This window comes from Acidovorax sp. FG42 (assembly GCF_057809195.1).
Map to the genome: position 1 here is coordinate 1 of NZ_JBMDJM010000004.1, position 25,725 is coordinate 25,725.

The window sequence follows — 25,725 nt, forward strand, 5'->3', positions numbered from 1 at the left end:
CCGATGATAGTGCGGGTTCCCGTGTGAAAGTAGGTCATCGTCAGGCTCTTACAGCCCAGAAAACCCCAGTCTCATAAAGACTGGGGTTTTTTGCTTTGCAGAACACAAAAATGCGTCAACTGCAGTATGCGCTAATCAGCACCAAGGGGGACATACTCTATTCGATGGGGCCTCTGCCTCATCGGGCTGCAAGACGCGCGCGCATACCTAAGTTACTCGGGCCGCTTAGATCAGCGCCGACGAGTTGGGACAGACCCATTCGCTCCCATTGAACATAGCGTGAACTGGACAGGAGAACCTCGCGAGAGGCGGCGTTCATTCCTATGGCGCGTGCAATTTGCCGCTTCCCCCGTGCCGATGCATCGCCTGCATCAGATAGGCAGCCGCCGACCTTGCTCAAACACCAGCAGTTCTCCTTTGCCGAAGGCGGTCCACGTTTCGTTGGTGGTGAGAGGACTGGTCACGATCACTGCCACCTGATCGTTCTCCCCAGTTTCCTTCGAAAAATCCAGCTGAAGGTCTTCGTCACTCAGATGCGCGGCGCCGAAGGGGTGGCGGCGCTCAATGTAGTGGAGGTGGGTGGAGGCGTGTGCCCACAAGGCCTGACCGTTGGAAAGCAGGAAGTTGAATGTGCCGTGGGGCGCAATGCGCGCAGCGAGTTCCTTGAGCGTTAGCGTCAGTTCTGGAACGGAGGGCACGCTGGCGTGTGATTTGGCCAACTCTTGCATGATCCAGCAAAACGCGTGTTCGCTATCGGTATCTCCTACGGGTCGGAAATGCGAATGCAGGCGAGGGCGGAAATCTTTCAGGTCCCCGTTGTGGGCAAAGACCCAGTAGCGGCCCCACAGCTCCCGCACGAACGGGTGGCAGTTCTGCAGGCTCACCACGCCCTGGGTGGCCTTGCGGATGTGGGCGATGACGTTCCGGCTCTTGATGGGGTAACGGCGAATGAGTTCGGCCACTGGAGAGTCCACAGCCGCCAGATGGTCCACGAAGTGGCGAAGCCCCTTGTCCTCAAAAAACGCGATGCCCCAGCCGTCGGTATGGTGGTCGGTCTTTCCGCCGCGTTGCGCAAAACCCGTAAAGCTGAAGGTCACATCCGTGGGCACATTGCAGTTCATGCCGAGCAGTTGGCACATGGCGGAGATTCCGTTTCTTCAAATTCTTGAAAGTGACGGGGCTACTGTGCGTACCTGCCCCTTCAAGCAACAGGACAAGGTCTGACCGCCGTCAATCAGGCTTCCGCTCGCGCAGCTGCCAGGCAGCCACCAGCGCCAGACCGCACAGAAAAGTCAGCATCAAAAAGGTTTCACCGAACGCTGCGATGCGCGCCGGGTTGCTGGCTCCGGCAGTCAACGAGGCGCTATGTGCGCCGAGGCGCCATTCAAGCACGATACCGCACAGGCTCACCCCGGCGGCACCGCCCAACATGCGCAAAAAACCGATGGCGCTGGAGCCTTGCGAGATCAGCGATTTGTCCAGCGGGCGCATGGAGCCCAGATTCAGCGACGGCAGAATGAAACCGAGTCCGATGCGCCCGAGGATCGCAAAAGCGACCAGCATCCATAGCGACGAGCCAAGGCCCACAAACACCATCAGCCCGAAAGACAAGGCCAGCAGACCGAGTCCAATGCTCACTAACAAATGGGTCGGCCGCCGGTCCGCGAGGCGGCCCACCACGGCAATGGTGGCGGCCAATACAAACCCCGCTGGCAGCATGAGGGTGCCGACGTGCGATGCCGAAAGTTCCAGCCCCAGTTGCATGAACACCGGCAACAGATACGTGGAGCCGAACAAGGCTGTGCCGTAAATGAAGGCCACCACACTGCCCATGGCGAACTGGCGGTATTGAAAAAGGCGCAGGTCCATGAGGGGCTTGCGCCCGATGCGCAGCAGCCTGCGTTGCCAGGCAATGAAACACGCGACGGCCACCACCGCACCGATCAGCAGGCCCGCCGCCTCGACGTGAGAGCCACCATGCAGCGATACCAGCCCGTTCAGCAGGCACAGCGTTCCGACCGTGCCCAGCAGAAGGCCTCGCCAGTCCAGCGCCTGGCCTTGCCGGTTGGCCTCGACCCCTCCGGGGGCGGTGACCGGCACAAACTTGTAGGCCAGCCAGAGTGAGGCCAGGCACAGCGGCACCACCATGAAAAAGATGGAGCGCCAGCCAAACCAATCCACCAGCAAGCCGCCCATGCTCGGGCCAATGGCCGGCGCCAGCACGACGCCCATGCCGAAGATGCCGCTCGCGCGCCCCTGCTCATGGGGCTGGAAGGCATACAGGATGATGACGGCCGGGATGGGCTGCACGACACCCGCTGCCAGTCCCTCGGCGACACGTGCGGCCAGCACCAGACCGAAGTCGCGCGCCAGACCGCCCCCCACGCCGCCAATGAGCAGCAGCAACATCGCGCCCACATAGGTCGCGCGGTAACCGTACCGCGACAGTAGCCAGGGGGTGGTGAGCATGGACACGGTGGTGGCCACCATGAAGCCGGAGGTGACCCACTGGGCGCGCTCCTGGCCCAGTGCAAAGTAGTGGCTCATGTCCGGGATCGCCACGTTGACGATGGTGGAAGACATGATGGAGGCCATGGTCCCGACCATGACGGACAGCAGCAGCAGCCACCGGTAGCGCTCGCCATAGCGCTCGCGCAATACAGCCAAAGACCCCGAGGCGGCGCTCATGAAGCGATCAAATGCTGAAGCAACACCACGGGGTCAGTGAGGACGGGGCGCATCACTCAGGACGTGCGCTCCAGCCACAACTTGCCGCCCGTGGCCCAGTTTTCGCGCTTCACATCGGTGATCAGGATGTCCACCGATTCGGGCGAGCCGCCCAGGATCTCGACGGATACGCGGGTGATCTCTTCCACCAGCTTCTTCTTCTGCTCGACCGTGCGGCCTTCCATCATTTCGATGTGGTACGTGGGCATGTCTTGTTCCTTCGCGCGCTGTGAAGACAGCGAAAAGCCCAAATCATATCGGCGAAGGCGGGTGGCCTGCGGCGGAGGGTTGCTGTGCGTCTGGCGCCGGCGCGCCGCAAGCCGCGCAGATACAGACCTTGCCGCGTGCCTCCTGTGCCAAAGCGGCCAAGGCCGCAGGGTCGATGGTCTGCGTCACGCACCAGCAGCTTTCTGCTGGGAGACCCGCCGCGATAGCGCACTGATTGGGCTGCCCACACAGCGGGCAGACAGAGGGGATGAGAGGGGTGGACAGTGCTGCAGGCATGGGGAGAAACGCGTGGGCGCGGGTGCCAGTGTACGGCGCGGCGCTGCCCGCGCGCGGCCGCTGCGTCCCATCCACGCCAATGAGGCAAGCTACAGTGCCGTCCAAACAAAAATAGCCGCCAGCGCATATATTGATTGCGCTAGCAGCTATCAAAATTGGAGCGGGCGACGCCACGAACATGGCCCCGACTGCTATCGGGAATTAGGCTGCTTGCGCGGCCTTGAGCTTCAGGCGCCAGGCATGCAGCAGCGGCTCGGTGTAGCCGCTGGGCTGCTCCAGGCCCTTGAAGACCAGGTCACAGGCTGCCTTGTAGGCCATGCTGGTGTCAAAGTGGCCGGCCATCGGCTGGTACAGCGGGTCCCCCGCGTTTTGCTGGTCCACCACCGCGGCCATGCGCTCGAAGGTCTCGCGCACCTGCGCCTCGGTCACCACGCCGTGGTGCAGCCAGTTGGCCATGTGCTGGCTGCTGATGCGCAGCGTCGCGCGGTCTTCCATCAGGCCCACGTTGTGGATGTCGGGCACCTTGGAGCAGCCCACGCCTTGGTCGATCCAGCGCACCACATAGCCCAGGATGCCCTGGGCGTTGTTGTCCAGCTCCTGCTGCTTTTCGGCGTCGCTCCAGTTCGGGCTGGCGGCCACGGGCACGGTGAGCAGACCGGTCAGCAGGTTGTCGCGCTCGGCGTTCACATCGGTTTTTTCCAGCTCGATCTGGATGTCGCTCACCTTCACCTGGTGATAGTGCAGCGCGTGCAGCGTGGCACCCGTGGGGCTGGGCACCCAGGCGGTGTTGGCGCCGGCCTTGGGGTGGGCGATCTTCTGCTTGAGCATTTCTGCCATCAGGTCGGGCATGGCCCACATGCCCTTGCCGATCTGCGCCTTGCCGCGCAGGCCACATGACAGGCCCACGAGCACGTTGTTCTTCTCGTATGACTGGATCCAGGCGCTGGTCTTCATGTCGCCCTTGCGCACCATGGGGCCGGCGTGCATGGCCGTGTGCATCTCGTCGCCCGTGCGGTCCAGGAAGCCGGTGTTGATGAAGGCGACGCGGCTCGATGCGGCAGCGATGCAGGCCTTGAGGTTGACGGACGTGCGGCGCTCTTCGTCCATGATGCCCAGCTTGACGGTGCTGTCGGGCAGGCCCAGCAGCTTCTCGACGCGGCCGAAGAGTTCAGCGGCAAAGCCGACTTCGGCGGGGCCGTGCATCTTGGGCTTGACGATGTAGACGCTGCCCTTGCGGGAGTTGCGGATTCCGTTGGCGCCATGGCCTTGCAGGTCGTGCAGGGCAATGGCGGTGGTCACGACTGCGTCCATGATGCCTTCAGGAATCTCGCGCACCTGGCCCTGCGCGTCCTTCCACAGGATGGCCGGGTTGGTCATCAGGTGGCCCACATTGCGCAGGAACATCAGCGAGCGGCCATGCAGGCGTACTTCGCCGCCTTGGGGGGCCGTGTAAACACGGTCAGGGTTCAGCCCGCGCGTGAAGGTCTTGCCGCCCTTGGCGACCTGCTCGGTCAGCGTGGCCTGGATGATGCCCAGCCAGTTGCTGTAGCCCAGCACCTTGTCTTCGGCGTCCACGGCGGCCACGGAGTCTTCCAGGTCCAGGATGGTGGACAGGGCCGCTTCCAGCACCAGGTCGCTCACGCCCGCGGCATCGGACTGGCCGATGGGCGTGCTGCGGTCGATCTGGATGTCCAGGTGCAGGCCGTTGTGCTGCAGTAGCACCGACGACGGTGCGGCGGCATTGCCCTGGTAGCCCCTGAACTGCGAGGCGTCCTTCAAACCCGTGGTGGTGCCGTTGGCAAGCGACACCACCAGCTGGCCGCCTTCCACACGATAGCCGGTCGAATCCTTGTGCGAGCCGCTGGCCAGCGGTGCGGTGTCGTCCAACACCTGGCGTGCAAACGCAATCACCTTGGCGCCGCGCACCGGGTTGTAGCCCTTGCCCTTCTCGGCGCCACCTTCTTCGCTGATCGCGTCCGTGCCATACAGCGCGTCATACAGGCTGCCCCAGCGCGCGTTGGCGGCGTTCAGTGCATAGCGTGCATTCAGGATGGGTACCACCAACTGCGGGCCTGCCTGGGTCGCCAACTCGTCGTCCACGTTGGCGGTGGTGGCCTTCACATCGGCAGGCTGGGGCACCAGGTAGCCGATCTTCTCCAGGAAGCCGCGGTAAGCCACCATGTCCTTGATGGGGCCGGGGTTGGCCTTGTGCCAGGTGTCCAGCTCGGTCTGCAGGCGGTCGCGCTCGGCCAGCAGGGCAATGTTGCGCGGGGCCAGGTCGGCCACGATGGCGTCAAAGCCCTTCCAGAAGGCGGCGGCATCCACCCCCGTGCCGGGCAGCACCTTGTCTTCGACAAAGCGGTACAGGGAGGTGGCCACTTGCAGGCCGTGGACTTGGGTGCGATCGGTCATGAGGTGCCTAGAGAAGAGTTGTGGAAAAGGGGATCAATGAAAAACGGTGCCCGCAGCAGCAGGCAATGGGCACACTGTATTGCAAATGTTTGCCCACATAAATACGCTGAAAATCTCTAAACCAGTGACTTTTACGCAAAACTGAGAGTGGCCCGTAGTCACCCTGAATGGTGCTTTGGCCCGTTACCCACTACGCTGCGCGCACAACAAACCCACCGGGAGACAAACCCATGCAGGCACCCCTGGACGCCAGCGCGCTCAACGCGGCCCACAAGAACAAGATCGTGAGCGCCGCCGATGCCGTGCAGCTCATCCACGACGGCGACACCGTGGCGACGGGCGGCTTTGTGGGCATCGGTTTTGCCGAGAGCATTGCAGTGGCGCTGGCCCAGCGCTGGGAGTCCACACAAACCCCGCAGGGCCTCACGCTGGTCTATGCCGCAGGCCAGGGCGACGGCAAGCAGCGCGGCCTCAACCACCTGGGCCATGCGGGCCTGCTCAAGCGCGTGATCGGCGGGCACTGGAGCCTGGTGCCGCGCATCCAGAAGCTGGCGGTAGACAACCAGATCGAGGCCTGGAACCTGCCCCAGGGCGTGATCACGCACCTGTTCCGCGACATCGCTGCGGGCAAGCCCGGCACGCTCACGCGCGTGGGCCTCGACACCTTCGTAGACCCGCGCCACGGCGGCGGCAAGCTCAACGCGCGCACCACTGAAGACCTGGTGCGCGTGCTGCCCATCGACGGGCAGGACTACCTGTTCTACAAGGCCTTCCCGATCCATGTGGGCATCATCCGCGCGACCACAGCCGACGCGGACGGCAACCTCACTATGGAGCGCGAGGCGCTCACGCTCGAAGCGCTGGCCATTGCCATGGCCGCGCGCAACTCGGGCGGCGTGGTCATTGCGCAGGTCGAGCGCATCGCCGAGCGTGGGTCGCTCAACCCCCGCCAGGTCAAGGTGCCGGGCGTCCTGGTCGACGCCGTGGTGCTGGCCACCGAGCCTGCGCACCACCACCAGACCTTTGCCGAGCCCTACAGCGCCGCGTTTGCTGGCGAGCTGCGCGTGCCCATGGACACGCTGGAGGCGATGCCACTCACCGAGCGCAAGATCATTGCCCGCCGCGCGGCGCTGGAGCTGCGCCCGCACCAGGTGGTCAACCTGGGCATCGGCATGCCCGAGGGCGTGGCCAATGTGGCGGCCGAAGAGCGCATCATCGACCTGGTCACGCTCACGGCCGAGCCCGGCGTGATCGGCGGCATCCCCGCCGGCGGCCTGAACTTTGGCGCGGCGGTGAACCCGCAGGCCATCATCGACCAGCCCAACCAGTTCGACTTCTACGACGGCGGGGGCCTGGACATCGCCATCCTGGGCCTGGCGCAGGCCGACCAGCACGGCAACCTCAACGTGAGCAAGTTCGGGCCCCGCCTGGCGGGCGCGGGCGGCTTCATCAACATCAGCCAGAACGCCAAGACGGTGGTGTTTGTCGGCACCTTCACCGCTGGCGCGCTGCAGGTCGAGGCGGTGGACGGCCACCTGCACATCCTGCACGAGGGTGGCGCGCGCAAGCTGGTGCGCGAGGTCGAGCACCGCACCTTCAGCGGCGCCGAGGCGCTGCGGCGCGGTCAGCGCGTGCTGTATGTGACCGAGCGCTGCGTGTTCCGCCTGGTGCCCTCGGGTGATGCCGACGGCGGTGGCGCGCTAGAGCTGATCGAGCTGGCGCCCGGCATCGATCTGCAGCGCGACGTGCTCGCCCACATGGCGTTCACGCCGCGCATCAGCCCCGGCCTGCAGACCATGGACCTGCGCCTGTTCGAGCCCGGCCCGCTGGGCCTGCGCGAGCAACTGCTCAACCGCCCGCTGGTCCAGCGCTTTGAGCTGGACGCCGCGCGCCAGCTGCTGCACATCGACTTCTCGGGCCTGCAGATCAACACCGCCAGCACCATCGACGCCATCGAGCAGGAGGTGCGCCGCCTGCTCGCCCCGCTGGCCGCACAGGGCGAGCGCGTGGGCGTGATCGTGAACTACGACCACTTCACCATCGCCCCCGACCTGGCCGACGCCTACACCGTCATGGTGCAGGGCCTCACGCGCGACCTTTACACCGAGGTCAAGCGCTATGGCACCGTGGGGTTCCTCAAGTCGCGCCTGGTGTAACGTGGGGTGTGATGCTGGTTTACTATCATTTATGTAGCTTCTCAGGCATGTTGCACTAGCGCAAGCGGCCTGTTTGGCTTCAAAACCGATCACAGGCCGCGCCCGGGTCCGCCACCAGGCCCTTTGCCGCTTTATCCCCATAATCAGCGCCCATGGACAAACTCAAGGCCTTCGAATCGTTTGTGTCGGTGGCAACGCGCGGCAGCCTCACCGCTGCGGCCAAGGCCGAGGGCGTGGCCCCGGCCATCATGGGCCGGCGGCTCGATGCGCTGGAAGAACACCTGGGCGTGAAGCTGCTGGTGCGCACCACGCGCCGCATCAGCCTGACGCACGAGGGCAGCGCGTTTCTGGAAGACTGCCAGCGCCTGCTGTCCGATGTGGCCAATGCCGAGGCCAGCGTGTCCGAAGGGGGGGTCAAGGCCACGGGCCATTTGCGCATCACCGCGCCCGCCGGTTTTGGCCGCCGCCATGTGGCGCCGCTGGTGCCGCGTTTTCGCACGGCGCACCCCGATGTGACCATCTCGCTCAACCTCAGCGACCGTGTGGTGGACCTGGCGGGCGAGGGCTATGACTGTGCAGTGCGCGTGGGCGACCTGCCCGACTCATCGCTGGTGAGCGTGCGCATCGCCGACAACCGCCGCCTGTGCGTGGCCACACCCGCCTACCTGCAGCGCCACGGCACGCCGCGCCACCCCAGCGAGCTGGTGCAACACGACTGCCTCACGCTGTCGAGCGAGGCCTCGCAAACACGCGGCTGGGCGTTCCGCATGCCGGTCGAGGGCGGTGGCACCGAGGTCATCCACCTCAAGCCCGGCGGTCCGCTCGATTGCTCGGACGGGCAGGTGCTGCACGACTGGTGCCTGGCGGGCTACGGCATCGCCTGGCGCAGCACCTGGGAGGTCGAGGCCGAGATCGCCGCTGGCCGCCTGGTGGAGGTGCTGCACGACTTTGCCGCACCGCCCAACGGCATCTATGTGGTGTTCCCGCAGCGCAAGCACATGCCGCTGCGGGTGCGGCTGTGGATCGAGCACCTCAAGCACCAGTACGCACAGCCCGCGTTCTGGAAAGGCCCGCAGGCCGGCGGCTGACGGCCCCCGTGGCAGACTGCACACACTCCATGTCCACCGCGCCCACGCTCCTTGTCGCTGACGACCACCCGCTGTTCCGTGCGGCCGTGCTGCACGTGCTGCGCGAGCGGCTGCCCCAGTTCCGCACGCTGGAAGCCGCCAGCGCCGCCACGCTGGGCCAGGCGTTGCAGGACCACCCCGAGGTTGAGCTGGTGCTGCTGGACCTGAGCATGCCCGGCACGCGCGGCTTCTCGGCCCTGCTGCATGTGCGCGGCGAATACCCCGAGCTGCCCGTGGTCATCATCTCGTCCAACGACCACCCCCGCGTCATCCGCCGCGCCCAGCAGTTTGGCGCGGCCGGCTTCATCCCCAAGTCCGCCCCCGCCGATGCCATGGGCGACGCCATCCAGGCCGTGCTGGACGGCGGCAGCTGGTTCCCGCCCATGGCGGCCGAACGCTCCGAGGCCGATGCGGAGCTGGCCGCCCGGCTGGCGCAGCTCACGCCCCAGCAGTTCCGCGTGCTGCTGTGCCTGGCCGATGGTTTGCTCAACAAACAGATCGCGGCCACGCTGGGGCTGGCCGAGAACACGGTGAAGGTGCATGTCACCGCCATTCTGAAAAAGCTGGAGTGCTACAGCCGCACGCAGGCAGCGGTGCTGGTGAAGAGTCTGGAGACAGAGGACGGGGCTTCGGGCTGAGGCAGTGTTGGGAGTTGGTGCGAAATAGGTCTCAGGTGCCAGTCCATCATGCGTTTGCAGCTATCATTTTTTTAGTGATGAGGCGCTGAATCGCCGCGGCTATTTCTCGCGCCAGCGCAGCAGCGTCTGGCTCACCAGCGCCCGCAGCGCAGGCGCGCGCACCGGCTTGGCGAGAAAGCCCCAGCCGCGCTCGGCGGCCTGGCGGCGCAGGGTGGCGTCGCGCTCGGCGGTGACCAGGATCACTGCGGGCGTCTGGCCCCAGCGCTGGCACAGCTGCGCGAACACTTCGGGGCCGTGGAGGCCCGCCCCCAGGTGAACGTCCAGCAGCACCAGCTGTGGTGCTTGGCCGGGCTGGGCGGCGGCCAGGGCCTCGGGTGCGCCAGCGGCCAGCGGCACCGTACAGCCCCAGCGCTGCAGCAGGGCCTGCGTGGCAGCGCAGGTGGGGCCGTCGTCGTCAATGACCCAGGCGCTGCTGCCTTGCAGGGGCGCGTCGTCACTGGGCTGTAGCGTGGTGGCGGGGGGCGCAGCCTGCTGTGCGGCGGCGGGGTTGCCCAGCGGCACACACACCCAGAACACGCTGCCGCGCCCCAGCTGCGAGCGCAGGCCGATCTCGTGCCCCAGCAGGCGGCCCAGGCGTTCGACGATGGCCAGGCCCAGGCCTGCGCCACGGTCGTCGGCGCGGCCTTCGTCCAGGCGGCGGAATTCTTCAAAAATCTCGCGTTGCAAGGCTTCGGGGATGCCGGGGCCCTGGTCGTGCACCTCGATGCGCAGGTGGTCGCCCATCCTGCGGCAGCCCACCACGATGCGCCCGCGTCGGCTGTAGCGGATGGCGTTGGAGACAAAGTTCTGCAGGATGCGGCGCAGCAGGTTTTCATCGGTGCGCACCACGGCGCGTGTGGGCACGCAGCGCAGCTTTAACCCCTGGCTTTCGGCCAGCACGCCGAAGTTGTGGCCCAGCACCTGCAGCAGCGGGCCCAGCGCCACGTCGTGGATGTGCACGTCGAACTGGCCCGATTCCATGCGCGAGATGTCGAGCAGGCTGTTGAGGATGGCGTCCTGCGCGGCCAGGGCGCCGTCGATGCTGTCCACCGCGTGCCGTTCGGCATCGCCCGGCAGGTGGCTGCGCAAGAGCGAGGTGAACATGCGCGCAGCGTTCAGGGGCTGCAGCAGGTCGTGCACAGCGGCGGCCACAAAGCGGGTTTTGGAGCGGTTGGCCTGCTCGGCCTCGCGCCGCGCAGCGTCCAGGTCGCGGGTGCGGTCGGCCACGCGCTGCTCCAGTGCATCGGCCAACGATCGCAGCTCGCGCGCGGCGTTCTTGTAGCTGGTGATGTCGGCGTAGCTGGTCACAAAGCCGCCTTCGGGCAGGGGGTTGCCCCGGATCTCCAGCACGGTGCCGTCGTCCTTGGCGCTTTCGTGCAGGTGCGGAGTGCCGCTGCGCAGGTGGGCCAGGCGGCGTTCGATGGCTTCTTCCACCGGGCCCGGGCCCAGCAGGCCCCGGCGTGCGTTGTGGCGCATCAGGTCTTCGATGGGGCGGCCGACCTGCATCAGGTCGGTGGGGTAGCGGAACAGCTGCACGTAGCGCGAGTTCCAGGCCACCAGCTTCAGGTCGGCGTCGATGATGACCACGCCCTGGGGCAGGTGCTCCAGGCTGCGGGAGAGACCCGTGTCCGTTTGTTGCGCGGCTTGCTGCGCGGCCTGCACGATGCCGTCCTGCGCGGTGCGCAACTCCTGCGCGTGCTGTTGCAGCACGGTCTCCAGCTCCTGGCGGCTGCGCTGGCGCAGGCGGGCCAGGCGCTGGCGCTGGCGCACAAACAGCACCAGCAGCGACAGGGCCAGCCAGCCGCCGCCCCCGGCTGCGGCTGCCCAGCGGCTGTCTGCAATGCTGCTGTGGGTGGTGTGCACCAGGTGCAGTTGCCAGGGCGTGCCGGGCAGGGGCTGGGTCAGCCACAGCATGCGGCCGGGTGGGGCGGGCATGTCGGGCAAGGCCTGCACGCGCACCAGACGCCCGCCGTTGTCCAGGCGGTCGTCCACGCGGACGTCGAGCGGGCGCAGCGGCTGGTCGGAGTATTGGCGTGTGGCGTTCAGCTCGCGGCGCTCTTCGTCGTCCAGCGGCTCCAGCAGCCGGTAGCGCCAGGCGTCCTGGCTGGCGAGAAAGACCACGCCATGCGCGTCCGACGCCAGCACGATGTCGGGTGTCTGCAGCCATTCGCGCTCCAGCTCCTGCAGCGCAATCTTGATGGCCACCAGCCCCAGGATGTGGCCGCTGTCGTCGCGGATGGCCTGCGACAGGAAGTAGCCGGGCTCACCCGTGGTCACGCCAATGCCGTAAAAGCTGCCGCGCCCCTGCGCCAGCGCCTGCTGCACGTAGGGGCGAAAGCTGTAGTCCACACCCACATTGCTGGTGGCCGTGCGCCAGTTGCTCGCTGCCACGGCCAGGCCGTCGCGGTTGAGCAGGGTGAGGGTGGACGACTGGCTGGCGCCGTTGGCCTGCTCCAGCTTGCGGTTGAGCTGCGCCACCTCGTCCGGGCTCAGGGGGCGGCGCAGGGCTTCTTGCAGTTGCGCGTCCAGGGCCAGCACCTCGGGCAGGGTGCGGTAGCGGTCGATGCGCTGGGCCAGCGTCTGGCCGTACAGGGCCAGCTGGCGCTGCACGCTGTCGCTTTCATCCAGCAAGGACCGGTGCCAGGCCCACTGGCCGGCGGCAAACATGCTGGCCGCCGTGCCTGCAATCAGGATAAGCAGCGTCCAGAACTGGCGAAGGCGGGGCGTGGGCATAGAAAAACGGAGTTCTGAAACCAGTCTGGTGCAGGTGGGGAGTGTGCCGCACCGGTTCCAGGGGGCTCCAAGGTCTAGGTAGTTACCCTTATGGTGCGCCGATGTTCTCCTCTGGGGCGTTGGGCGACTAATACCAATAGGTTATCGGCTGAAACAAAGTGCAGCGGTACAAACGGCACCCTGACAGCGCACCGGTGCACTCCGGTGGTGCAGTCCCAAGATCCCAGGAGACTCGTTCCATGCACAACCATTCCGCTCCCGCAGCCTCGACCTTGAAGCTGCCTTTCTATCGGCAACTGTACTTCCAGGTGGTGTTCGCCATCGTCCTGGGCGTTCTGCTGGGCCATTTCGAGCCGTCCTACGGCGAGGCGCTCAAGCCGCTGGGTGACGCGTTCATCAAGCTGGTCAAGATGATCATCGCTCCGGTGATCTTCCTGACCATCGTGACCGGCATCGCTGGCATGTCGCAGCTCTCCACCGTGGGCCGCGTGTTCGGCAAGGCCATGGCGTACTTCCTGTTCTTCTCCACGCTGGCCCTGGTGGTGGGCCTGGTGGTGGCCAACGTGGTGCAGCCCGGCGCGGGCATGAACATCAATGTGGCCGACCTGGACCAGACGGCTGTGAAGGGCTACGTGGCCAAGTCGCATGAGATGACGCTCACGGGCTTTGCGATGGACATCATCCCCAAGACGCTGGTGAGCCCGTTCGTGGGCGACAACATCCTGCAGGTGCTGCTGGTGGCCGTGCTGTTTGGCATTGGCCTGGCCATGGTGGGTGAGGCAGGCCGTCCGGTGCTGAACTTTCTGGACGCGCTGACGACGCCTGTGTTCAAGGTGGTGGGCATCGTGATGAAGGCCGCGCCCCTGGGTGCGTTTGGTGCCATGGCGTTCACCATTGGCAAGTTTGGCCTGGGCTCGCTGGTCAACCTGGCGTGGCTGGTGGGCTCGTTCTATGTCACCTCGCTGCTGTTTGTGGTGGTGATCCTGGGCTTGGTGGCGCGTCTGTGTGGCTTCTCGGTGTTCAAGCTGATCCGCTACCTCAAGGCCGAGCTGATGCTGGTGCTGGGCACGTCTTCGTCGGAATCCGCCCTGCCATCGCTGATGGAAAAGATGGAAAAGGCGGGTTGCAGCAAGTCGGTGGTGGGTCTTGTGGTGCCCACGGGCTACTCGTTCAACCTGGACGGCACCAACATCTACATGACGCTGGCCGCGCTGTTCATCGCCCAGGCGACCAACACCGAACTGACGCTGGGCCACCAGGTGGCGCTGCTGCTCGTCGCCATGCTGTCGTCCAAGGGCGCGGCGGGCGTGACGGGCGCGGGCTTCATCACCTTGGCCGCCACCCTGGCCGTGGTGCCCGAAGTGCCCGTGGCCGGCATGGCGTTGATTCTGGGCGTGGACCGTTTCATGAGCGAATGCCGCTCGCTGACCAACTTCATCGGCAACGCCGTGGCCACGGTGGTCGTCTCCCGCTGGGAGAACGCGCTGGACCAGGACCGCCTGGACGCGGCGATGAACGGCCATCCGCTGCCGCTTGCAGTGTCTGCGGCCCCGGCCCCCGTGGTGTCGGCGGATGTGCCTGTGGCGACGGTGGCGCGCACCGTGGCTTGATGGCGGGTACTTGCTGAATCAGCGCTGCCAGCGGCGCGGGCTTTCGGGTCCGCGCCGCTTTTTTTAGCAGCGGTCTGGCCCGCGCCATCGCGCACAATGGTGGCCCTGCCGGATGGCACTGTGAGCGCTTGGCGCAGCGCAGTGGCCTCGGGCGCTACAAGGAATCCGCACCATGACCCTCGAAGCCATCTTGGCCGCCTTTCACCTTCTGGCCATCCTGACCTTTGTGGTTTTTTTGTCCAGCCAGGCGGCGCTGTGCCGTATCGAGTGGCTCAATGCTGCCGTGGTCGAGCGCCTGGCCCGCTTGGATGTGATCTACGGTGTGGCCGGGGCCGTGATGATTGGCAGCGGCCTGGCCCGGTTGATCTGGGGCGTGAAGGGCGCCTCGTGGTACCTGTCGCAGCCCCTGTTTCACATCAAGATCACCCTGGTGCTGGCCATGGTCGTGCTGTCGTTTGTGCCCTCGGCCGCGTTTCGCCGCTGGCGCCAGAACCTGCGCAGCACTGGCGCCCTGCCGCCCGCCGCAGAAGTCGCGCGGGTGCGCCGTCTGGTGATGATCCAGTCGCATGTGCTGCCCGTGGTGGCCGTGATTGCAGTGTTCTGGGCGCGCGGCTGGTAAGCGGACATATCCCCTATTAAAAAAGCCCGCCTGGCTGGATTCCGGCGGGCTTTTCCTTATCGAACCCGGTGATGGTGCACCGGGTGTGAACTTACTTCACTTCTTCAGGCACTCGCTCATGAAGGCCTTGCGCTCGTCGCCCTTGAGCGTCTTGGCCTTGGCGTCGGCGTTGCAGGTTTTCATCTTGTCCTGCTGGGTGGCAGGCTTGTTGCTCAGGCAGGTCTTCATGAAGGCCTTTCGCTCGTCGCCCTTCATGTCTCCGGCGTCCTTGTTGCAGGTCGCCATCTTCGATTGCTGTTTGGTAGGGGCCTTGGCGTCTTCGGCGGCGTGAGCGCCCGCGCACAGTGTGAGGGCCAGGCCGAGTGCAGTCAGGGAAAGAAGCTTTTTCATGGAATCTCCTGGTGTGAATGCGTTATGGGGGGTCCCGACGGCATTGCACCATAGAACATGGCGTGCGACAACGCGCACAAGTCATGACAACCTTGTACGGGGCTTGGTGGCCGCTGCCGCGTGAAAGGCTTTCAGTGCCGTCTGGATTTGCCGGGGGTCGTGCGCCAGCCCGCCGAGGGCAAACACCACATCACCCCGTTGCTGCCAGCGTTTGAGTGTCTTGATGATCACGCCCAGCGCAGAGTCCTTGTGGCCGGGTCGCAACTTGACCAGGATCACGCCTTCGTAGTCGTCCAGGTGAACACGTTCCATGGCCTCCCAGGGCACGGTGTGCGGGTCGTCCTGGCGCAGGTCGGTGATGCCGGTGGCATCAATGACGATTGCCGGGTCTTGCTCCCGGTAGGCCTCCAGAGCGGGCCGGCCCAGGGTTCCGCCCACACAGAAGGAGACGAACGCGGCACACAGAAAGAGGATCGTGAGCAGCCGGTCGTTCGATGCCAAAGCCCCATACAGCGAGAACGCCAGGCATATCGCCATCAGCAACACAAAAGGCACCTGAAACACCAGGGTCCAGCGGCGCCGGTAGAGCAGGATGGGTTGGGGTGGCATGTGCAATCTCCGGTTGAAAGGGCACAGCAACTTATTGTGCCTTTGGCTGTGGGACGCCACCCCGGTGGTGCGTCTGGCGCCCCGCTGTTGGCGGGCCCGTAAAATCCGCCGATGCTCACAGCCAAAAATGAATTGCTCGCTGCGCTCGCAGCCGAGCTGGAAAACCTGTCCCCCGGCGCTGGCGCCAAGGCAGCCTTTGAATCTCCCAAGGTGGCGGCCCATGGCGACTTCGCCTGCACTGCGGCCATGCAGCTGGCCAAGCCGCTCAAGCTCAACCCCCGCGCTCTGGGCGAGCAGCTCAAGGCCGCGCTCGAAGCCACGCCTGCTTTTCAACGCTGGGTGTCCGCCATTGAAATTGCGGGTCCGGGCTTTCTGAACATCCGCCTCCAACCTGCCGCCAAGCAACAAGTGGTGCGTGAGGTGCTGACGGCCGGTGAACATTTCGGCTATCAGGCCAGCAACGGCCAGCAGGTGCTGGTCGAGTTCGTGTCGGCCAACCCCACGGGTCCGCTGCACGTGGGCCACGGCCGCCAGGCCGCGCTGGGCGATGCGATTTGCAACCTGTTCAGCACCCAGGGCTGGAAGGTGCACCGCGAGTTCTATTACAACGATGCGGGCGTACAGATCGACACGCTGACCAAGAGCACGCAGCTGCGCGCCAAGGGTTTCAAGCCCGGCGACGACTGCTGGCCCACCGACAGCGACAACCCGCTGGCCAAGAACTTCTACAACGGCGACTACATCGCCGACATTGCCGAGGCCTTCAAGGCCAAGGCCACCGTGAAGGCTGACGACCGCGAGTTCACGGCCAACGGCGATGTGGAGGACTACGACAATATCCGCCAGTTTGCCGTGGCCTACCTGCGCAACGAGCAGGACAAGGACCTGCAGGCCTTCAACCTCCAGTTCGACGAGTACTACCTCGAATCCAGCCTGTACACCAGCGGCCGCGTCGAGGCCACGGTGAACAAGCTCATCGCCAACGGCAAGACCTACGAGCAGGACGGCGCGCTGTGGCTCAAGAGCACGGACTACGGCGACGACAAGGACCGCGTCATGCGCAAGCAGGACGGCACCTACACCTACTTCGTGCCCGACGTGGCCTACCACATTGCCAAGTGGGAGCGGGGCTTCACCAAGGTCGTCAACATCCAGGGCACAGACCACCACGGCACCATTGCACGCGTGCGCGCCGGCCTGCAGGCGGCCGATGTGGGCATCCCCAAGGGCTACCCCGACTACGTGCTGCACACCATGGTGCGCGTGGTCAAGGGCGGCGAAGAGGTCAAGATCAGCAAGCGCGCGGGCAGCTACGTTACGCTGCGCGATCTGATCGAGTGGACCAGCAAGGATGCGGTGCGCTTCTTCCTGCTGTCTCGCAAGCCCGACACCGAGTACACCTTCGACGTGGACCTGGCCGTGGCACAGAACAACGACAACCCCGTGTACTACGTGCAGTACGCGCATGCCCGCATCCAGTCGGTGCTGCGTGCGTGGCAAGAGGCGGGCGGTGGTGATGTGGCTTCGCTCAAGGATGTGGACCTGTCCGCCCTCGAAGGCCCGCAGGCCCAGGCGCTGATGCTGCAACTGGCTAAGTACCCCGAGATGCTCACCGCCGCCGCCGACGGTGAGGCGCCACACGATGTGACCTTCTACCTGCGCGACCTGGCCGCCAGCTACCACAGCTATTACGATGCCGAGCGCATCCTCGTGGACGACGAGGCCGTGAAGAAGGCGCGCCTGGCGCTGGTCGCTGCCACCGCCCAGGTATTGCACAATGGCCTGGCCGTGCTGGGCGTGTCGGCCCCAGCCAGAATGTAAGCAGTTACTACCAATATGAAAAAGCAACAGACTGGCGGGACCATTGTCGGCTTCATCGTCGGGGTCATCGTGGGCCTGGGCGCGGCGCTTGCCGTGGCCGTGTACGTGACCAAGGTGCCGGTGCCCTTCCTGAACAAGGGCAATGGCCGCGGTGCCGACCTGGACGCAGCGGAGTCCCAGAAAAACAAGAACTGGGACCCGAACTCGCCGCTGTATGGCAAGAACCCGGCCCGCCCTGCGGCGCCAGCGGTGGCGGCAGCCGCGTCAGCCCCTGCATCGGCTCCCGCCCCTGAGGTGCGCGCCGCAGCCTCTTCGGCCAAGCCTGCCGCGAGCAAGCCAGACGCTAAAGCCGAGGCCAAGGCAGAGAGCAAGCCGGGTGCCGACCCGCTGGGCGACTTGGCCGTGGCCAAGGCAGCCGCCAAGGGCAGCGTGGACCCGTTTGACTACTTTGTGCAGGCTGGTGCCTTCCGCACCCAGGCCGACGCCGACGCCCAGCGCGCCAAGCTGGCCATGCTGGGCTGGGAGGCCCGGGTGAGCGAGCGTGAGCAAAATGGCCGGGCGGTGTTCCGGGTGCGCATCGGCCCCTTCACCAAACGGGACGATGCCGAGGTGCTCAAAGAGAAACTCGACGGCGCCGGGCTGGAATCGGCGCTCGTGCGCGTGCAGCGCTGAAGCGCTTGCAAAAACGGCGCCACCGCCAGGGCTGAACTTTTTGTAAAGGGATGTCTCACATCCCGCATACCTGAACCAGGAGAGTCTTTGTCATGAAACGCCGTGAGTTTTCTTTGTCCGCCGCCTCGGCGGTTGCCGCTTCTGCCCTGACGCTGCCAGTGGCCAACCCCGCCATGGCGCAAGCCCGCCAGTTCAAGGAGGGCAAGGACTTCAAGCGGCTGGACAAGCCCGTCGCCCCAGACGCCCCCGCTGGCAAGGTCGATGTGATCGAGTTCTTCTGGTACAGCTGCCCCCACTGCAACGCCTTCGAGCCCACACTGGACGCTTGGGTCAAGGCCGCGCCCAAGGACCTCTCCATCCGCCGTGTGCCCGTGGCATTCAACGCCAGCTTCGTGCCCCAGCAAAAGCTGTTCTATACGCTTGAAGGCATGGGCAAGCTCGAAGCCCTGCATGCCAAGGTCTTCCGTGCCATCCATGTGGAAAAGGCCAAGCTCGCCAAGGACGACGAAATCCTGGCCTGGGTGACCCAGCAGGGCGTGGACGTGGCCAAGTTCAAGGAGGTCTACGGCTCCTTCAGCGTGGCCAATCAGGTGCGTCGCGCCTCTCAGCTGCAGGATTCGTACGGTGTCGAAGGCGTGCCATCCATGGGTGTGGCGGGCAAGTACTACACCGACGGCACGATGGCCGGCAGCATGCAGACCGTGCTGCAGGTGGTCGAATACCTGGCCGCTACGGCACGCAAAGCCTGACCAGCGGCCGACCCTGTCGGCAAGCTGTCCCAAAGGCCCGCGGATGCGGGCTTTTTTTTCGGGGTGGGTACCATCGGGTGGCTACAATCATTGCAAGATTCGTGCCCTATGACCCACCGCCTACTCCCCCTCCTTGTGCTCGCAGCCCTGACCGGCCTTGCGGGCATGGCACATGCCGAAAAGGCAGACCGTGCCAAGCCCATGAACATCGAGGCCGACGCCCTGCGGCACGATGAACTCAAGCAGACCAGCGTGTTCTCGGGCCGCGTGGTGATGACCAAGGGCACCATCGTGCTGCGCGGCGCGCGGCTGGATGTGCGCCAGGACGCCGACGGCTACCAGTACGGCGTGGTCACGGCCGAGGCAGGCAAACGGGCGTTCTTCCGACAGAAGCGCGACACCGTGGCCGGAGCGCCTGACGAGTTCATCGAAGGCGAAAGCGAAGTCATCGAATACGACGGCAAGGCCGACAACGTGCGCTTCATCACCCGCGCCGAACTGCGCCGCTACCGTGGATCGGTACTGAACGACGAGATCACCGGCGCCGTGATCGTCTACAACAACCTCACCGACGTGTTCACCGTCGATGGCCAGAAGGCGCCTGCGTCTTCGGCTGCGGCCGGCGACACCCCTGCGCCCGGTGGCCGTGTGCGTGCCGTGCTGGCACCCAAGGACCCGCCGCCCGGCGCTGCAGCCCCCGCCAAGGCGCCCGAGTCGCCCGCACCGGCGCTGCGCCCCAGCAACACCCTTGGCGGCGGCGCCAAGTGAGCGGGCCCGTGGTGAGTACTGGTCCCGAGACCCCGGCGACCCCTGCGAACAGCCGCCTGGGGCCCGATTCGCAGTCGGGCAGCCGCCTGGAGGTGCAGCACCTGGCCAAGTCCTATGGCAGCCGCAAGGTCGTCAAGGACGTGTCCCTGGAGGTGCAAAAAGGCGAAGTCGTGGGTTTGCTGGGCCCCAATGGCGCGGGCAAGACCACTTCGTTCTACATGATCGTGGGCCTGGTGCGCAGCGATGCGGGTGACATCCGTATCGACGGCCAGTCCGTGGCCCACATGCCCATCCATCGCCGGTCGCGCCTGGGGCTGTCGTACCTGCCGCAAGAAGCCTCCATCTTCCGCAAGCTCACCGTCGAAGAAAACGTGCGCGCCGTGCTGGAACTGCAGCGCGCCGATGACGGCCAGCCGCTGTCGCGCGATGCCATCGAAGAGCGCCTGACGGCCCTGCTGCAAGAGCTGCGCGTGGACCACCTGCGGGCTTCACCTGCACTGGCGCTGTCTGGCGGCGAGCGCCGCCGCGTCGAGATTGCGCGTGCCCTGGCCACCCAGCCGCGTTTCATCCTGCTGGACGAGCCCTTTGCGGGCATCGACCCCATCGCCGTGATCGAGATCCAGCGCATCATTGGCTTCTTGAAGGCGCGCGGCATCGGCGTGCTCATCACCGACCACAACGTGCGCGAGACCCTGGGCATTTGCGACCACGCCTTCATCATCAGCGACGGCCGTGTGCTGGCGCAGGGTACGCCGTCCGAGATCGTGGACAACGCCGAAGTACGCCGCGTGTACCTGGGCGAGCATTTCCGCATGTGATGAAGCCTGGACTGTCGCTGCGCGTCTCGCAGCACCTTGCATTGACCCCTCAGCTCCAGCAGTCCATCCGACTGCTGCAGTTGTCCACGCTCGAACTCTCGCAGGAAGTCGAGCAGATGCTCGACGAAAACCCGTTCCTCGAACGCAATGCGGACGAAGCCCCGCGCGAGGAATTTGGCCTGGAAGCCGCCGACACGCCCGCCCAGGCCGACGACTACAGCGCAGATGATGCTATGTTTTCAGGAGCTTCTGGCGCAAGCAGTACTGGCGCTGACAGCCAAAACGACGCTGAAATCTCCGGGGGGGGCTCGGACGAGCCCGACTGGAGCGGCGACGGCACCGTCGAGATGGCGCCCAACGATGCCGAGTGGGGCGGCGACGCCCCAGCGCGCACCCGCAACGACGCGGAAGGCGACGAGGCCGATGCCACCGAGCTGGCCCGATCGCACGAGTCGCTGACGGCCTTTTTGCACCGCCAGGCGCTGTCGCTGCGCCTGTCCGAAGTAGACACGGCCGCGCTGCGTTTTCTCATCGAATCGCTGAACGACGACGGCTACCTCGAAGAGCCGCTGGAAGAACTCGCCATCAGCCTCGCCGGGCCCGACGACCTGGAACAGATCGAAGAGCTGGTGCACCGCTTCACGGTGGCCCAGCGCCTGCTGCAAAGTCTGGAGCCTGTGGGCGTGGGCGCGCGCAATCTGTCCGAATGCCTGACGCTGCAGCTCGCGGCGTTGGCGGCCGACGAAGACAGCGACGCCGACCCCGAGACCGTGCAGACCGCTCTGCGCATCTGCCAGCAGCCGCTGGAGATGCTGGCGCGCCGGGACATCCGCCGCCTGACGCAGCTGTGCAGCGAAGGCGGCGTGGCTGGAGAAGAGCGCACCCGCGCTGCCATGGCACTCATCGCCCGCCTGGAACCACGCCCGGGCCGCAAGTTTGCCGACGTGGAGCGCAACATCATCGTGCCCGACGTCATCGTGCGCAAAGCCGGTCGCGCCAATGGCAGCGGCCAGCAGAACTTCATCGTGCAGCTCAACCCCGACGTGATGCCCCGCCTGCGCGTGCACGACATCTACGCAGGCGCCCTGCGCGGCCACAAGGGCGGCGAAGGCCACCAGGGCATGCAGCAGCGCCTGCAGGAGGCGCGCTGGTTCATCAAGAACATCCAGCAGCGCTTTGACACCATCCTGCGCGTCTCGCGCGCCATCGTCGAGCGGCAAAAGAACTTCTTCACCCACGGCGAACTGGCCATGCGCCCGCTGGTGCTGCGCGACATTGCCGACGAACTGGGCCTGCACGAGTCCACCATCAGCCGCGTCACCACCGCCAAGTACATGGCCACGCCGATCGGCACCTACGAGCTGAAGTATTTCTTTGGCTCGGGCCTGGGCACCGAAACGGGCGGCAACGCGTCCAGCACGGCGGTGCGCGCACTGATCAAGCAGTTCGTGTCGGCGGAGAACCCCGCCAAGCCGCTGTCCGACAGCCAGATCGCCGAGATGCTCAAGGAGCAGGGCATCGAATGCGCCCGCCGCACCGTGGCCAAGTACCGCGAGGCGCTCAAGATCGCGCCAGCGAATCTGCGCAAGGCGTTGTAGCCGCCTCGGCAGCTGGCGCACGGCGCGCCTGCGATGCCGTACCTTTTCTGTTGTTTCCGTATTACCTACCGCAGCCCACCATGGCCCGCATCGTCTTTGACCTCCCCGCGCACTTCGGCTTTGCCACCGAGCTGCAGATCTACATCAGCCACGTGAACCAGGGCGGGCACCTGGACAACGCGCAGTTGCTCAGCCTGGTGTCCGAAGCGCGCGTGCGCTTCTTCCAGTCGCTGGGCTACCCCGAGGCCGATGTGGGCGGCCTGTCCATCGTGGTGGGCGACATCGTGGCGCAGTACAAGTCCGAAGGCTTCCATGGCGAAACCATGCGGGTGGAGATGGCGCCCGCAGACTTCAACCGCTACGGCTTTGACTTGGTGTTCTGCATGACCGAAAAGGCCTCCGGCCGTGAAGTGGCGCGCGGCAAGATTGGCATCGTCTTCATCGGTAAGGCCAGCCGCAAGGTCGCCCCCATCCCGGACTCCATCCGCCAGCTGCTGCTGGCCTGCGCGGGAACGCCGGATTCCCACGCATTGTCTGAGCGCGTATCCTCCCCATTGACATGAACCAACTCCAACTTTTTCTCCCCTGCGCCGCAGGCGTCGAGGGCTTTCTGGCCGACGAGGTGCATGGCATCACCGGCCTCACGGGGCAAGACCTGCTGGTGGGCCGGGGTGGTGTGCTGCTGCGCGCCTCGTGGCGCCAGGCCATGCAGCTCAACCTGCACAGCCGCTTGGCCCAGCGCGTACTGGTGCAATTGGCCCACCGCCCGTACCGGTCTGAGAACGACCTCTACAACATGGCCAGCGATGTGGCCTGGGAGATCTGGTTCACCACGCGCCAGACCTTCAAGGTCGAAGTGACGGCCCAGCACAGCCCGCTGCAGAGCCTGAACTTCGCGGGCCTCAAGGTGAAAGACGCCGTGGCCGACCGCTTCCGCCACAAAAGCGGCGTGCGCCCCGATGTGAACACCCAGTGGCCCGACGTGCGCATCCACCTGCACCTGACCACCGACGAAGCCACGATCTACATCGACACCTCCGGCGAGCCGCTGTTCAAGCGCGGCTGGCGCGAAGACAAGGGCGACGCCCCGCTCAAGGAAACCCTGGCCGCCGCCATGATCGCCGCCAGCGGCTGGGACCCGCACGGCGACAACCCCCAGCCCCTGTACGACCCCTGCTGCGGCAGCGGCACCATCGTGGTCGAGGCTGCGCAGATCGCCTGCCGCATCCCGGCGGGCATGCTGCGTCGCTTCGCGTTTGAAAAGCTGCTGCCCTTCCAGGCGCACGTTTGGTCTGCTATCAAAAACGAAGCTGAAGGCGCAATATGTACTAGCGCTGTACCCATATTTGGCAGTGATGTGGCCTTCCGTATGGTCGATTTTGCGCAGCGCAACGCCGAGCGCGCAGGTGTGGCCCAGGCCGTGCAGCTGCGCGGTGGCGACGCCCTGCAGCGCATGCCGCCCTGCGAGCAGCCCGGCGTGATGCTGCTGAACCCGCCCTACGGCGAGCGCATTGCCGCAGCCGGTACCGCAGGCCGCAATGCCAGCGAACGCGCGGCCGACCGCGCCCAGGGCCTGGCTGTGGGCCGCGAAGAGGCGCAGACCGAAGACGGCGGCGAGTTCTTCAGCCAGCTGGCTACGCACTGGAAGAAGAACTACAGCGGCTGGACGGCCTGGATGCTCACGCCCGACCTGAAACTGCCCGGCAAGATGCGCCTGAAGGAATCGCGCCGCGTGCCCATGTGGAACGGCCCCATCGAATGCCGCATGTTCCGCTTTGACATGATCAAGGGCGCCGTGCGCGACCGGGCTGCCAAGCCTGCCCCCGACGGCGGCCCGCGCCATGAAGGTTGAACTGCGCCTGCCCGCCGAGGCGCCAGCGAACGAGCCCGCGCGCCCCGTGGTGGTGGACACCAACGTCGCGCTCGACCTGCTGATCTTCAGCGACCCGCGCACCGCCCCCCTGCGCGCGCTGCTGGCCCAAGGGCGCCTGGCCTGGATCGCCACCCAAGTCATGCGCGACGAGCTGGAGCGCGTGCTGGCCTACCCGCACATCGTTGAGCGCATGGACTACTACCGCGTAAGTGCCGCGCAGGTGCTGACGGCGTTTGACGCGCAGGCGCGCCTGGTGGAGATCGCTCCCAAGGTGGCCTATGTGTGCAAGGACGCGGACGACCAGAAGTTCATCGACTTGGCGGCGGCGCACCGGGCGATCTTGCTGAGCAAGGACAAGGCGGTGATTTGCATGCGAAAGCGGCTGGCGAACCTGGGGGCGGATGTGGCGACGGAAGTCGTACTGGGTGTCGATGTGGTATGCGCATAAAATATGCGCATATGCTCTGCTGGAGACACCGCCATGCTTCGCTTTGACAACGCCCCCAAGAAGTCCACCAACCTGTCGCTCAACAGCAAGGTGCTGGAAGCCGCACGCGATATGGGCATGAACATTTCCCAAACCGTGGACGAACTGCTCGCTGCCGAAGTCCAGCGCCGGTACTGGGAGCGCTGGAACGCCGCCAACCAAGAGGCCATTGCAGCCTACAACGCGCGCATCGAGAGCGAAGGCCTGCCGTTGGCCCAGTACAGGAGCTTCTGAGCGATGGCGCGGTTTGACGTTTATCGGCACCCCGACGCCAAACAGCGTGTCGCCACCCCCTTCTTGCTGGATGTTCAGAACGAGTACATCAGCGGTTTACAGACACGCGTAGTGCTGCCGTTGCGCAGCGCCGAGTGTGTGGCGATACCGCTTCGTGACCTCAATCCTGCGCTGGAAGTGGAAGGCGTTGCGGTCATCTTGGACGCGGCGGCCATCGGTGCCGTGCCCTTGTCCATGCTGAAGAGCCCCGTCGGTAATCTCCGCGCTCAGGCCGATCTGATCATCAGCGCCCTGGACGCACTGTTCGGCGCCTATTGACGCTCAGCCGTTCAATCAGGCCAGCAAGTCATACGCCGCCCGCACCCGCTGCAAATCCCGCCCCAGCCTTCGGCTCGCAGGCAATCGCCGCATCCACCCCATCCGCCGCACGCTGGTCGCCAGCACCTCCCGCATCTCTGCGCTGCCCTGCGCTACCCACGCCGCCCAGCGCGCGCGCCCCTCGGTCAGCGTGCCGCTGGTGTGCAGGTAGATTGCGGTGGAGTGCGCGTAACACAGCGCATCACGCACATGGCACACCGCCAGGGGCAGCACGGCAGCGGGGTCGTCTTCAAAGTCGATGCAGGCCACCTCGCCATCAGGGCAGCGCACCAGGTTGCGCGCAAAGGCCTGGCTCAGGCAGGTGCCCTGGCGGTGCACCTGGGTGAGCGTGTCCAGCCCCTGCTGCCACAGCGCCAGCACGGTGGCGGTGTCGCCCGCTTGCACCGCGTGGTCGATCTCGTTGCCCAGCGAATGGATTTCTTCACCCGTGTGGCCCAGGTGGCGCATGGCAAAGCCGTTGGTCGCTGCGGCCAGCACCACGGGCACGCGGATGCCGCGCGCTGCCAGGTCGCGCAGGCGCTGCACTTCGGTGGCAATGGCCGCAGGGCCGCCGGGGTTGGGCACGGGGCGCAGGGCGTCCAGCCTCAGCAGGGCGGCCAGTACGGCCATGGTGCGGTAGCGGCCCGTGCCGTGGGGCGCGCCCGCGCGCTTGATCCAGATCTGTTCGTGGCCCAGCACATGGGCCATCACGTTGTGCGGCTGGGTGGCGAGTTGCTGCTGCAAAAAGGCGGCGTAGTCTGGGGTGGCGGTGGTGCTGTCCATC

Annotated in this window: 25 protein-coding genes; 16 read left to right on the forward strand and 9 right to left on the reverse strand. The window is 65.8% G+C overall.

Going from position 1 to position 25,725, the window contains the following annotated elements; translation table 11 throughout:
- Nucleotides 1-371: 371 nt before the first annotated feature.
- The 5 genes from ACODSM_RS05830 to ACODSM_RS05850 form a co-directional block, all read right to left on the reverse strand.
- Nucleotides 372-1,139 (reverse strand): class II glutamine amidotransferase, encoded by a 768-nt coding sequence (locus tag ACODSM_RS05830; protein ID WP_291444450.1) that lies wholly within the window; start codon nucleotides 1,137-1,139, stop codon nucleotides 372-374.
- Nucleotides 1,140-1,230: 91 nt separating this feature from the next.
- Nucleotides 1,231-2,688, reverse strand: a complete 1,458-nt coding sequence (locus ACODSM_RS05835) for a DHA2 family efflux MFS transporter permease subunit (RefSeq protein WP_488804637.1) — start codon at nucleotides 2,686-2,688, stop codon at nucleotides 1,231-1,233.
- Nucleotides 2,689-2,744: 56 nt separating this feature from the next.
- A complete protein-coding gene (locus ACODSM_RS05840) occupies nucleotides 2,745-2,966 on the reverse strand; it encodes a 4-oxalocrotonate tautomerase (protein WP_255356291.1) in 222 nt (73 codons plus the stop codon).
- A gap of 13 nt (nucleotides 2,967-2,979) precedes the next feature.
- Complete coding sequence (locus ACODSM_RS05845; RefSeq protein ID WP_488804638.1) at nucleotides 2,980-3,411, reverse strand: cysteine-rich CWC family protein; 432 nt, start codon at nucleotides 3,409-3,411, stop codon at nucleotides 2,980-2,982.
- Between the two features lie 21 nt (nucleotides 3,412-3,432).
- The gene (locus tag ACODSM_RS05850) at nucleotides 3,433-5,643 is read right to left on the reverse strand and encodes a malate synthase G (RefSeq protein WP_488804639.1); all 2,211 of its coding nucleotides are present in this window, start codon (nucleotides 5,641-5,643) and stop codon (nucleotides 3,433-3,435) included.
- A 230-nt stretch (nucleotides 5,644-5,873) separates the two neighbouring features.
- Here ACODSM_RS05850 and ACODSM_RS05855 point away from each other — a divergent pair, with 230 nt between their 5' ends.
- The 3 genes from ACODSM_RS05855 to ACODSM_RS05865 all read left to right on the forward strand — a co-directional run bounded on the left by ACODSM_RS05855 (nucleotide 5,874) and on the right by ACODSM_RS05865 (nucleotide 9,564).
- The gene (locus ACODSM_RS05855; protein WP_488804640.1) at nucleotides 5,874-7,799 is read left to right on the forward strand and encodes an acyl CoA:acetate/3-ketoacid CoA transferase; all 1,926 of its coding nucleotides are present in this window, start codon (nucleotides 5,874-5,876) and stop codon (nucleotides 7,797-7,799) included.
- 152 nt (nucleotides 7,800-7,951) lie between these two features.
- Nucleotides 7,952-8,887 (forward strand): LysR family transcriptional regulator, encoded by a 936-nt coding sequence (locus ACODSM_RS05860; RefSeq protein ID WP_015016104.1) that lies wholly within the window; start codon nucleotides 7,952-7,954, stop codon nucleotides 8,885-8,887.
- A 29-nt stretch (nucleotides 8,888-8,916) separates the two neighbouring features.
- Entirely contained in the window at nucleotides 8,917-9,564 is a 648-nt protein-coding gene (locus ACODSM_RS05865; protein ID WP_056648324.1) for a LuxR C-terminal-related transcriptional regulator, read from the forward strand.
- A 99-nt stretch (nucleotides 9,565-9,663) separates the two neighbouring features.
- On the opposite strand, the gene ACODSM_RS05870 is transcribed toward ACODSM_RS05865, so the two are convergent.
- Nucleotides 9,664-12,336 (reverse strand): hybrid sensor histidine kinase/response regulator, encoded by a 2,673-nt coding sequence (locus tag ACODSM_RS05870; RefSeq protein WP_488804641.1) that lies wholly within the window; start codon nucleotides 12,334-12,336, stop codon nucleotides 9,664-9,666.
- Between the two features lie 239 nt (nucleotides 12,337-12,575).
- Between ACODSM_RS05870 and ACODSM_RS05875 the strand changes: the two genes are divergently transcribed.
- Both ACODSM_RS05875 and ACODSM_RS05880 read left to right on the forward strand, forming a co-directional pair.
- A complete protein-coding gene (locus tag ACODSM_RS05875) occupies nucleotides 12,576-13,946 on the forward strand; it encodes a dicarboxylate/amino acid:cation symporter (protein ID WP_488804642.1) in 1,371 nt (456 codons plus the stop codon).
- Nucleotides 13,947-14,118: 172 nt separating this feature from the next.
- On the forward strand, nucleotides 14,119-14,565 hold the full coding sequence (locus ACODSM_RS05880; RefSeq protein ID WP_015016099.1) for a DUF2214 family protein: 447 nt from the start codon (nucleotides 14,119-14,121) through the stop codon (nucleotides 14,563-14,565).
- A 96-nt stretch (nucleotides 14,566-14,661) separates the two neighbouring features.
- On the opposite strand, the gene ACODSM_RS05885 is transcribed toward ACODSM_RS05880, so the two are convergent.
- Nucleotides 14,662-14,955 carry a PsiF family protein gene (locus tag ACODSM_RS05885; protein WP_488804643.1) on the reverse strand — a complete coding sequence of 98 codons (294 nt, stop codon included), beginning with the start codon at nucleotides 14,953-14,955 and terminating at the stop codon, nucleotides 14,662-14,664.
- An 81-nt stretch (nucleotides 14,956-15,036) separates the two neighbouring features.
- Nucleotides 15,037-15,564, reverse strand: coding sequence for a hypothetical protein (locus ACODSM_RS05890; protein WP_343735728.1), 528 nt, complete (start codon nucleotides 15,562-15,564; stop codon nucleotides 15,037-15,039).
- 111 nt (nucleotides 15,565-15,675) lie between these two features.
- Between ACODSM_RS05890 and argS the strand changes: the two genes are divergently transcribed.
- The 11 genes from argS (at nucleotide 15,676) to ACODSM_RS05945 (ending at nucleotide 24,902) form a co-directional block, all read left to right on the forward strand.
- Nucleotides 15,676-17,385: an arginine--tRNA ligase gene (gene argS, locus ACODSM_RS05895; protein ID WP_488804644.1), complete on the forward strand. Its 1,710-nt coding sequence runs from the start codon at nucleotides 15,676-15,678 to the stop codon at nucleotides 17,383-17,385.
- A gap of 15 nt (nucleotides 17,386-17,400) precedes the next feature.
- Nucleotides 17,401-18,057, forward strand: a complete 657-nt coding sequence (locus ACODSM_RS05900; RefSeq protein ID WP_192422344.1) for an SPOR domain-containing protein — start codon at nucleotides 17,401-17,403, stop codon at nucleotides 18,055-18,057.
- Between the two features lie 92 nt (nucleotides 18,058-18,149).
- Nucleotides 18,150-18,806, forward strand: coding sequence for a thiol:disulfide interchange protein DsbA/DsbL (locus ACODSM_RS05905; RefSeq protein ID WP_110961734.1), 657 nt, complete (start codon nucleotides 18,150-18,152; stop codon nucleotides 18,804-18,806).
- A gap of 108 nt (nucleotides 18,807-18,914) precedes the next feature.
- The gene (gene lptA / locus ACODSM_RS05910) at nucleotides 18,915-19,574 is read left to right on the forward strand and encodes a lipopolysaccharide transport periplasmic protein LptA (protein WP_295943751.1); all 660 of its coding nucleotides are present in this window, start codon (nucleotides 18,915-18,917) and stop codon (nucleotides 19,572-19,574) included.
- Between the two features lie 56 nt (nucleotides 19,575-19,630).
- A complete protein-coding gene (gene lptB, locus ACODSM_RS05915; protein ID WP_110961889.1) occupies nucleotides 19,631-20,392 on the forward strand; it encodes an LPS export ABC transporter ATP-binding protein in 762 nt (253 codons plus the stop codon).
- Nucleotides 20,392-21,990: an RNA polymerase factor sigma-54 gene (locus tag ACODSM_RS05920; RefSeq protein WP_488804645.1), complete on the forward strand. Its 1,599-nt coding sequence runs from the start codon at nucleotides 20,392-20,394 to the stop codon at nucleotides 21,988-21,990. The genes lptB and ACODSM_RS05920 overlap by 1 nt, the downstream gene beginning before the upstream one ends.
- A gap of 80 nt (nucleotides 21,991-22,070) precedes the next feature.
- The gene (locus ACODSM_RS05925) at nucleotides 22,071-22,553 is read left to right on the forward strand and encodes an acyl-CoA thioesterase (protein WP_488804646.1); all 483 of its coding nucleotides are present in this window, start codon (nucleotides 22,071-22,073) and stop codon (nucleotides 22,551-22,553) included.
- Nucleotides 22,550-23,842: a THUMP domain-containing class I SAM-dependent RNA methyltransferase gene (locus ACODSM_RS05930; RefSeq protein ID WP_488804647.1), complete on the forward strand. Its 1,293-nt coding sequence runs from the start codon at nucleotides 22,550-22,552 to the stop codon at nucleotides 23,840-23,842. Before ACODSM_RS05925 ends, ACODSM_RS05930 begins: the two co-directional genes overlap by 4 nt.
- Nucleotides 23,832-24,311 carry a putative toxin-antitoxin system toxin component, PIN family gene (locus ACODSM_RS05935; protein WP_488804648.1) on the forward strand — a complete coding sequence of 160 codons (480 nt, stop codon included), beginning with the start codon at nucleotides 23,832-23,834 and terminating at the stop codon, nucleotides 24,309-24,311. The genes ACODSM_RS05930 and ACODSM_RS05935 overlap by 11 nt, the downstream gene beginning before the upstream one ends.
- Nucleotides 24,312-24,344: 33 nt before the next feature.
- Nucleotides 24,345-24,584: a type II toxin-antitoxin system CcdA family antitoxin gene (locus tag ACODSM_RS05940; RefSeq protein WP_060986243.1), complete on the forward strand. Its 240-nt coding sequence runs from the start codon at nucleotides 24,345-24,347 to the stop codon at nucleotides 24,582-24,584.
- A 3-nt stretch (nucleotides 24,585-24,587) separates the two neighbouring features.
- A complete protein-coding gene (locus tag ACODSM_RS05945; RefSeq protein WP_488804649.1) occupies nucleotides 24,588-24,902 on the forward strand; it encodes a CcdB family protein in 315 nt (104 codons plus the stop codon).
- Between the two features lie 15 nt (nucleotides 24,903-24,917).
- Here ACODSM_RS05945 and ACODSM_RS05950 read toward each other — a convergent pair whose 3' ends face one another.
- Nucleotides 24,918-25,724 (reverse strand): hypothetical protein, encoded by an 807-nt coding sequence (locus tag ACODSM_RS05950; protein WP_488804650.1) that lies wholly within the window; start codon nucleotides 25,722-25,724, stop codon nucleotides 24,918-24,920.
- Nucleotide 25,725: the final 1 nt, after the last annotated feature.

Coding starts and splice junctions, on each gene's coding strand:
- ACODSM_RS05880 (WP_015016099.1), top strand. CDS start 14,119: ATGACCCTCGAAGCCATCTTGGCCGCCTTTCACCTTCTGGCCATCCTG.
- ACODSM_RS05875 (WP_488804642.1), top strand. CDS start 12,576: ATGCACAACCATTCCGCTCCCGCAGCCTCGACCTTGAAGCTGCCTTTC.
- ACODSM_RS05950 (WP_488804650.1), bottom strand. CDS start 25,724: ATGGACAGCACCACCGCCACCCCAGACTACGCCGCCTTTTTGCAGCAG.
- ACODSM_RS05945 (WP_488804649.1), top strand. CDS start 24,588: ATGGCGCGGTTTGACGTTTATCGGCACCCCGACGCCAAACAGCGTGTC.
- ACODSM_RS05925 (WP_488804646.1), top strand. CDS start 22,071: ATGGCCCGCATCGTCTTTGACCTCCCCGCGCACTTCGGCTTTGCCACC.
- ACODSM_RS05835 (WP_488804637.1), bottom strand. CDS start 2,688: ATGAGCGCCGCCTCGGGGTCTTTGGCTGTATTGCGCGAGCGCTATGGC.
- ACODSM_RS05890 (WP_343735728.1), bottom strand. CDS start 15,564: ATGCCACCCCAACCCATCCTGCTCTACCGGCGCCGCTGGACCCTGGTG.
- ACODSM_RS05855 (WP_488804640.1), top strand. CDS start 5,874: ATGCAGGCACCCCTGGACGCCAGCGCGCTCAACGCGGCCCACAAGAAC.
- lptA (WP_295943751.1), top strand. CDS start 18,915: ATGACCCACCGCCTACTCCCCCTCCTTGTGCTCGCAGCCCTGACCGGC.
- argS (WP_488804644.1), top strand. CDS start 15,676: ATGCTCACAGCCAAAAATGAATTGCTCGCTGCGCTCGCAGCCGAGCTG.
- ACODSM_RS05885 (WP_488804643.1), bottom strand. CDS start 14,955: ATGAAAAAGCTTCTTTCCCTGACTGCACTCGGCCTGGCCCTCACACTG.
- ACODSM_RS05905 (WP_110961734.1), top strand. CDS start 18,150: ATGAAACGCCGTGAGTTTTCTTTGTCCGCCGCCTCGGCGGTTGCCGCT.
- ACODSM_RS05865 (WP_056648324.1), top strand. CDS start 8,917: ATGTCCACCGCGCCCACGCTCCTTGTCGCTGACGACCACCCGCTGTTC.
- ACODSM_RS05845 (WP_488804638.1), bottom strand. CDS start 3,411: ATGTTCGTGGCGTCGCCCGCTCCAATTTTGATAGCTGCTAGCGCAATC.
- ACODSM_RS05940 (WP_060986243.1), top strand. CDS start 24,345: ATGCTTCGCTTTGACAACGCCCCCAAGAAGTCCACCAACCTGTCGCTC.
- ACODSM_RS05935 (WP_488804648.1), top strand. CDS start 23,832: ATGAAGGTTGAACTGCGCCTGCCCGCCGAGGCGCCAGCGAACGAGCCC.
- ACODSM_RS05870 (WP_488804641.1), bottom strand. CDS start 12,336: ATGCCCACGCCCCGCCTTCGCCAGTTCTGGACGCTGCTTATCCTGATT.
- ACODSM_RS05920 (WP_488804645.1), top strand. CDS start 20,392: ATGAAGCCTGGACTGTCGCTGCGCGTCTCGCAGCACCTTGCATTGACC.
- ACODSM_RS05850 (WP_488804639.1), bottom strand. CDS start 5,643: ATGACCGATCGCACCCAAGTCCACGGCCTGCAAGTGGCCACCTCCCTG.
- ACODSM_RS05860 (WP_015016104.1), top strand. CDS start 7,952: ATGGACAAACTCAAGGCCTTCGAATCGTTTGTGTCGGTGGCAACGCGC.
- ACODSM_RS05830 (WP_291444450.1), bottom strand. CDS start 1,139: ATGTGCCAACTGCTCGGCATGAACTGCAATGTGCCCACGGATGTGACC.
- ACODSM_RS05930 (WP_488804647.1), top strand. CDS start 22,550: ATGAACCAACTCCAACTTTTTCTCCCCTGCGCCGCAGGCGTCGAGGGC.
- ACODSM_RS05900 (WP_192422344.1), top strand. CDS start 17,401: ATGAAAAAGCAACAGACTGGCGGGACCATTGTCGGCTTCATCGTCGGG.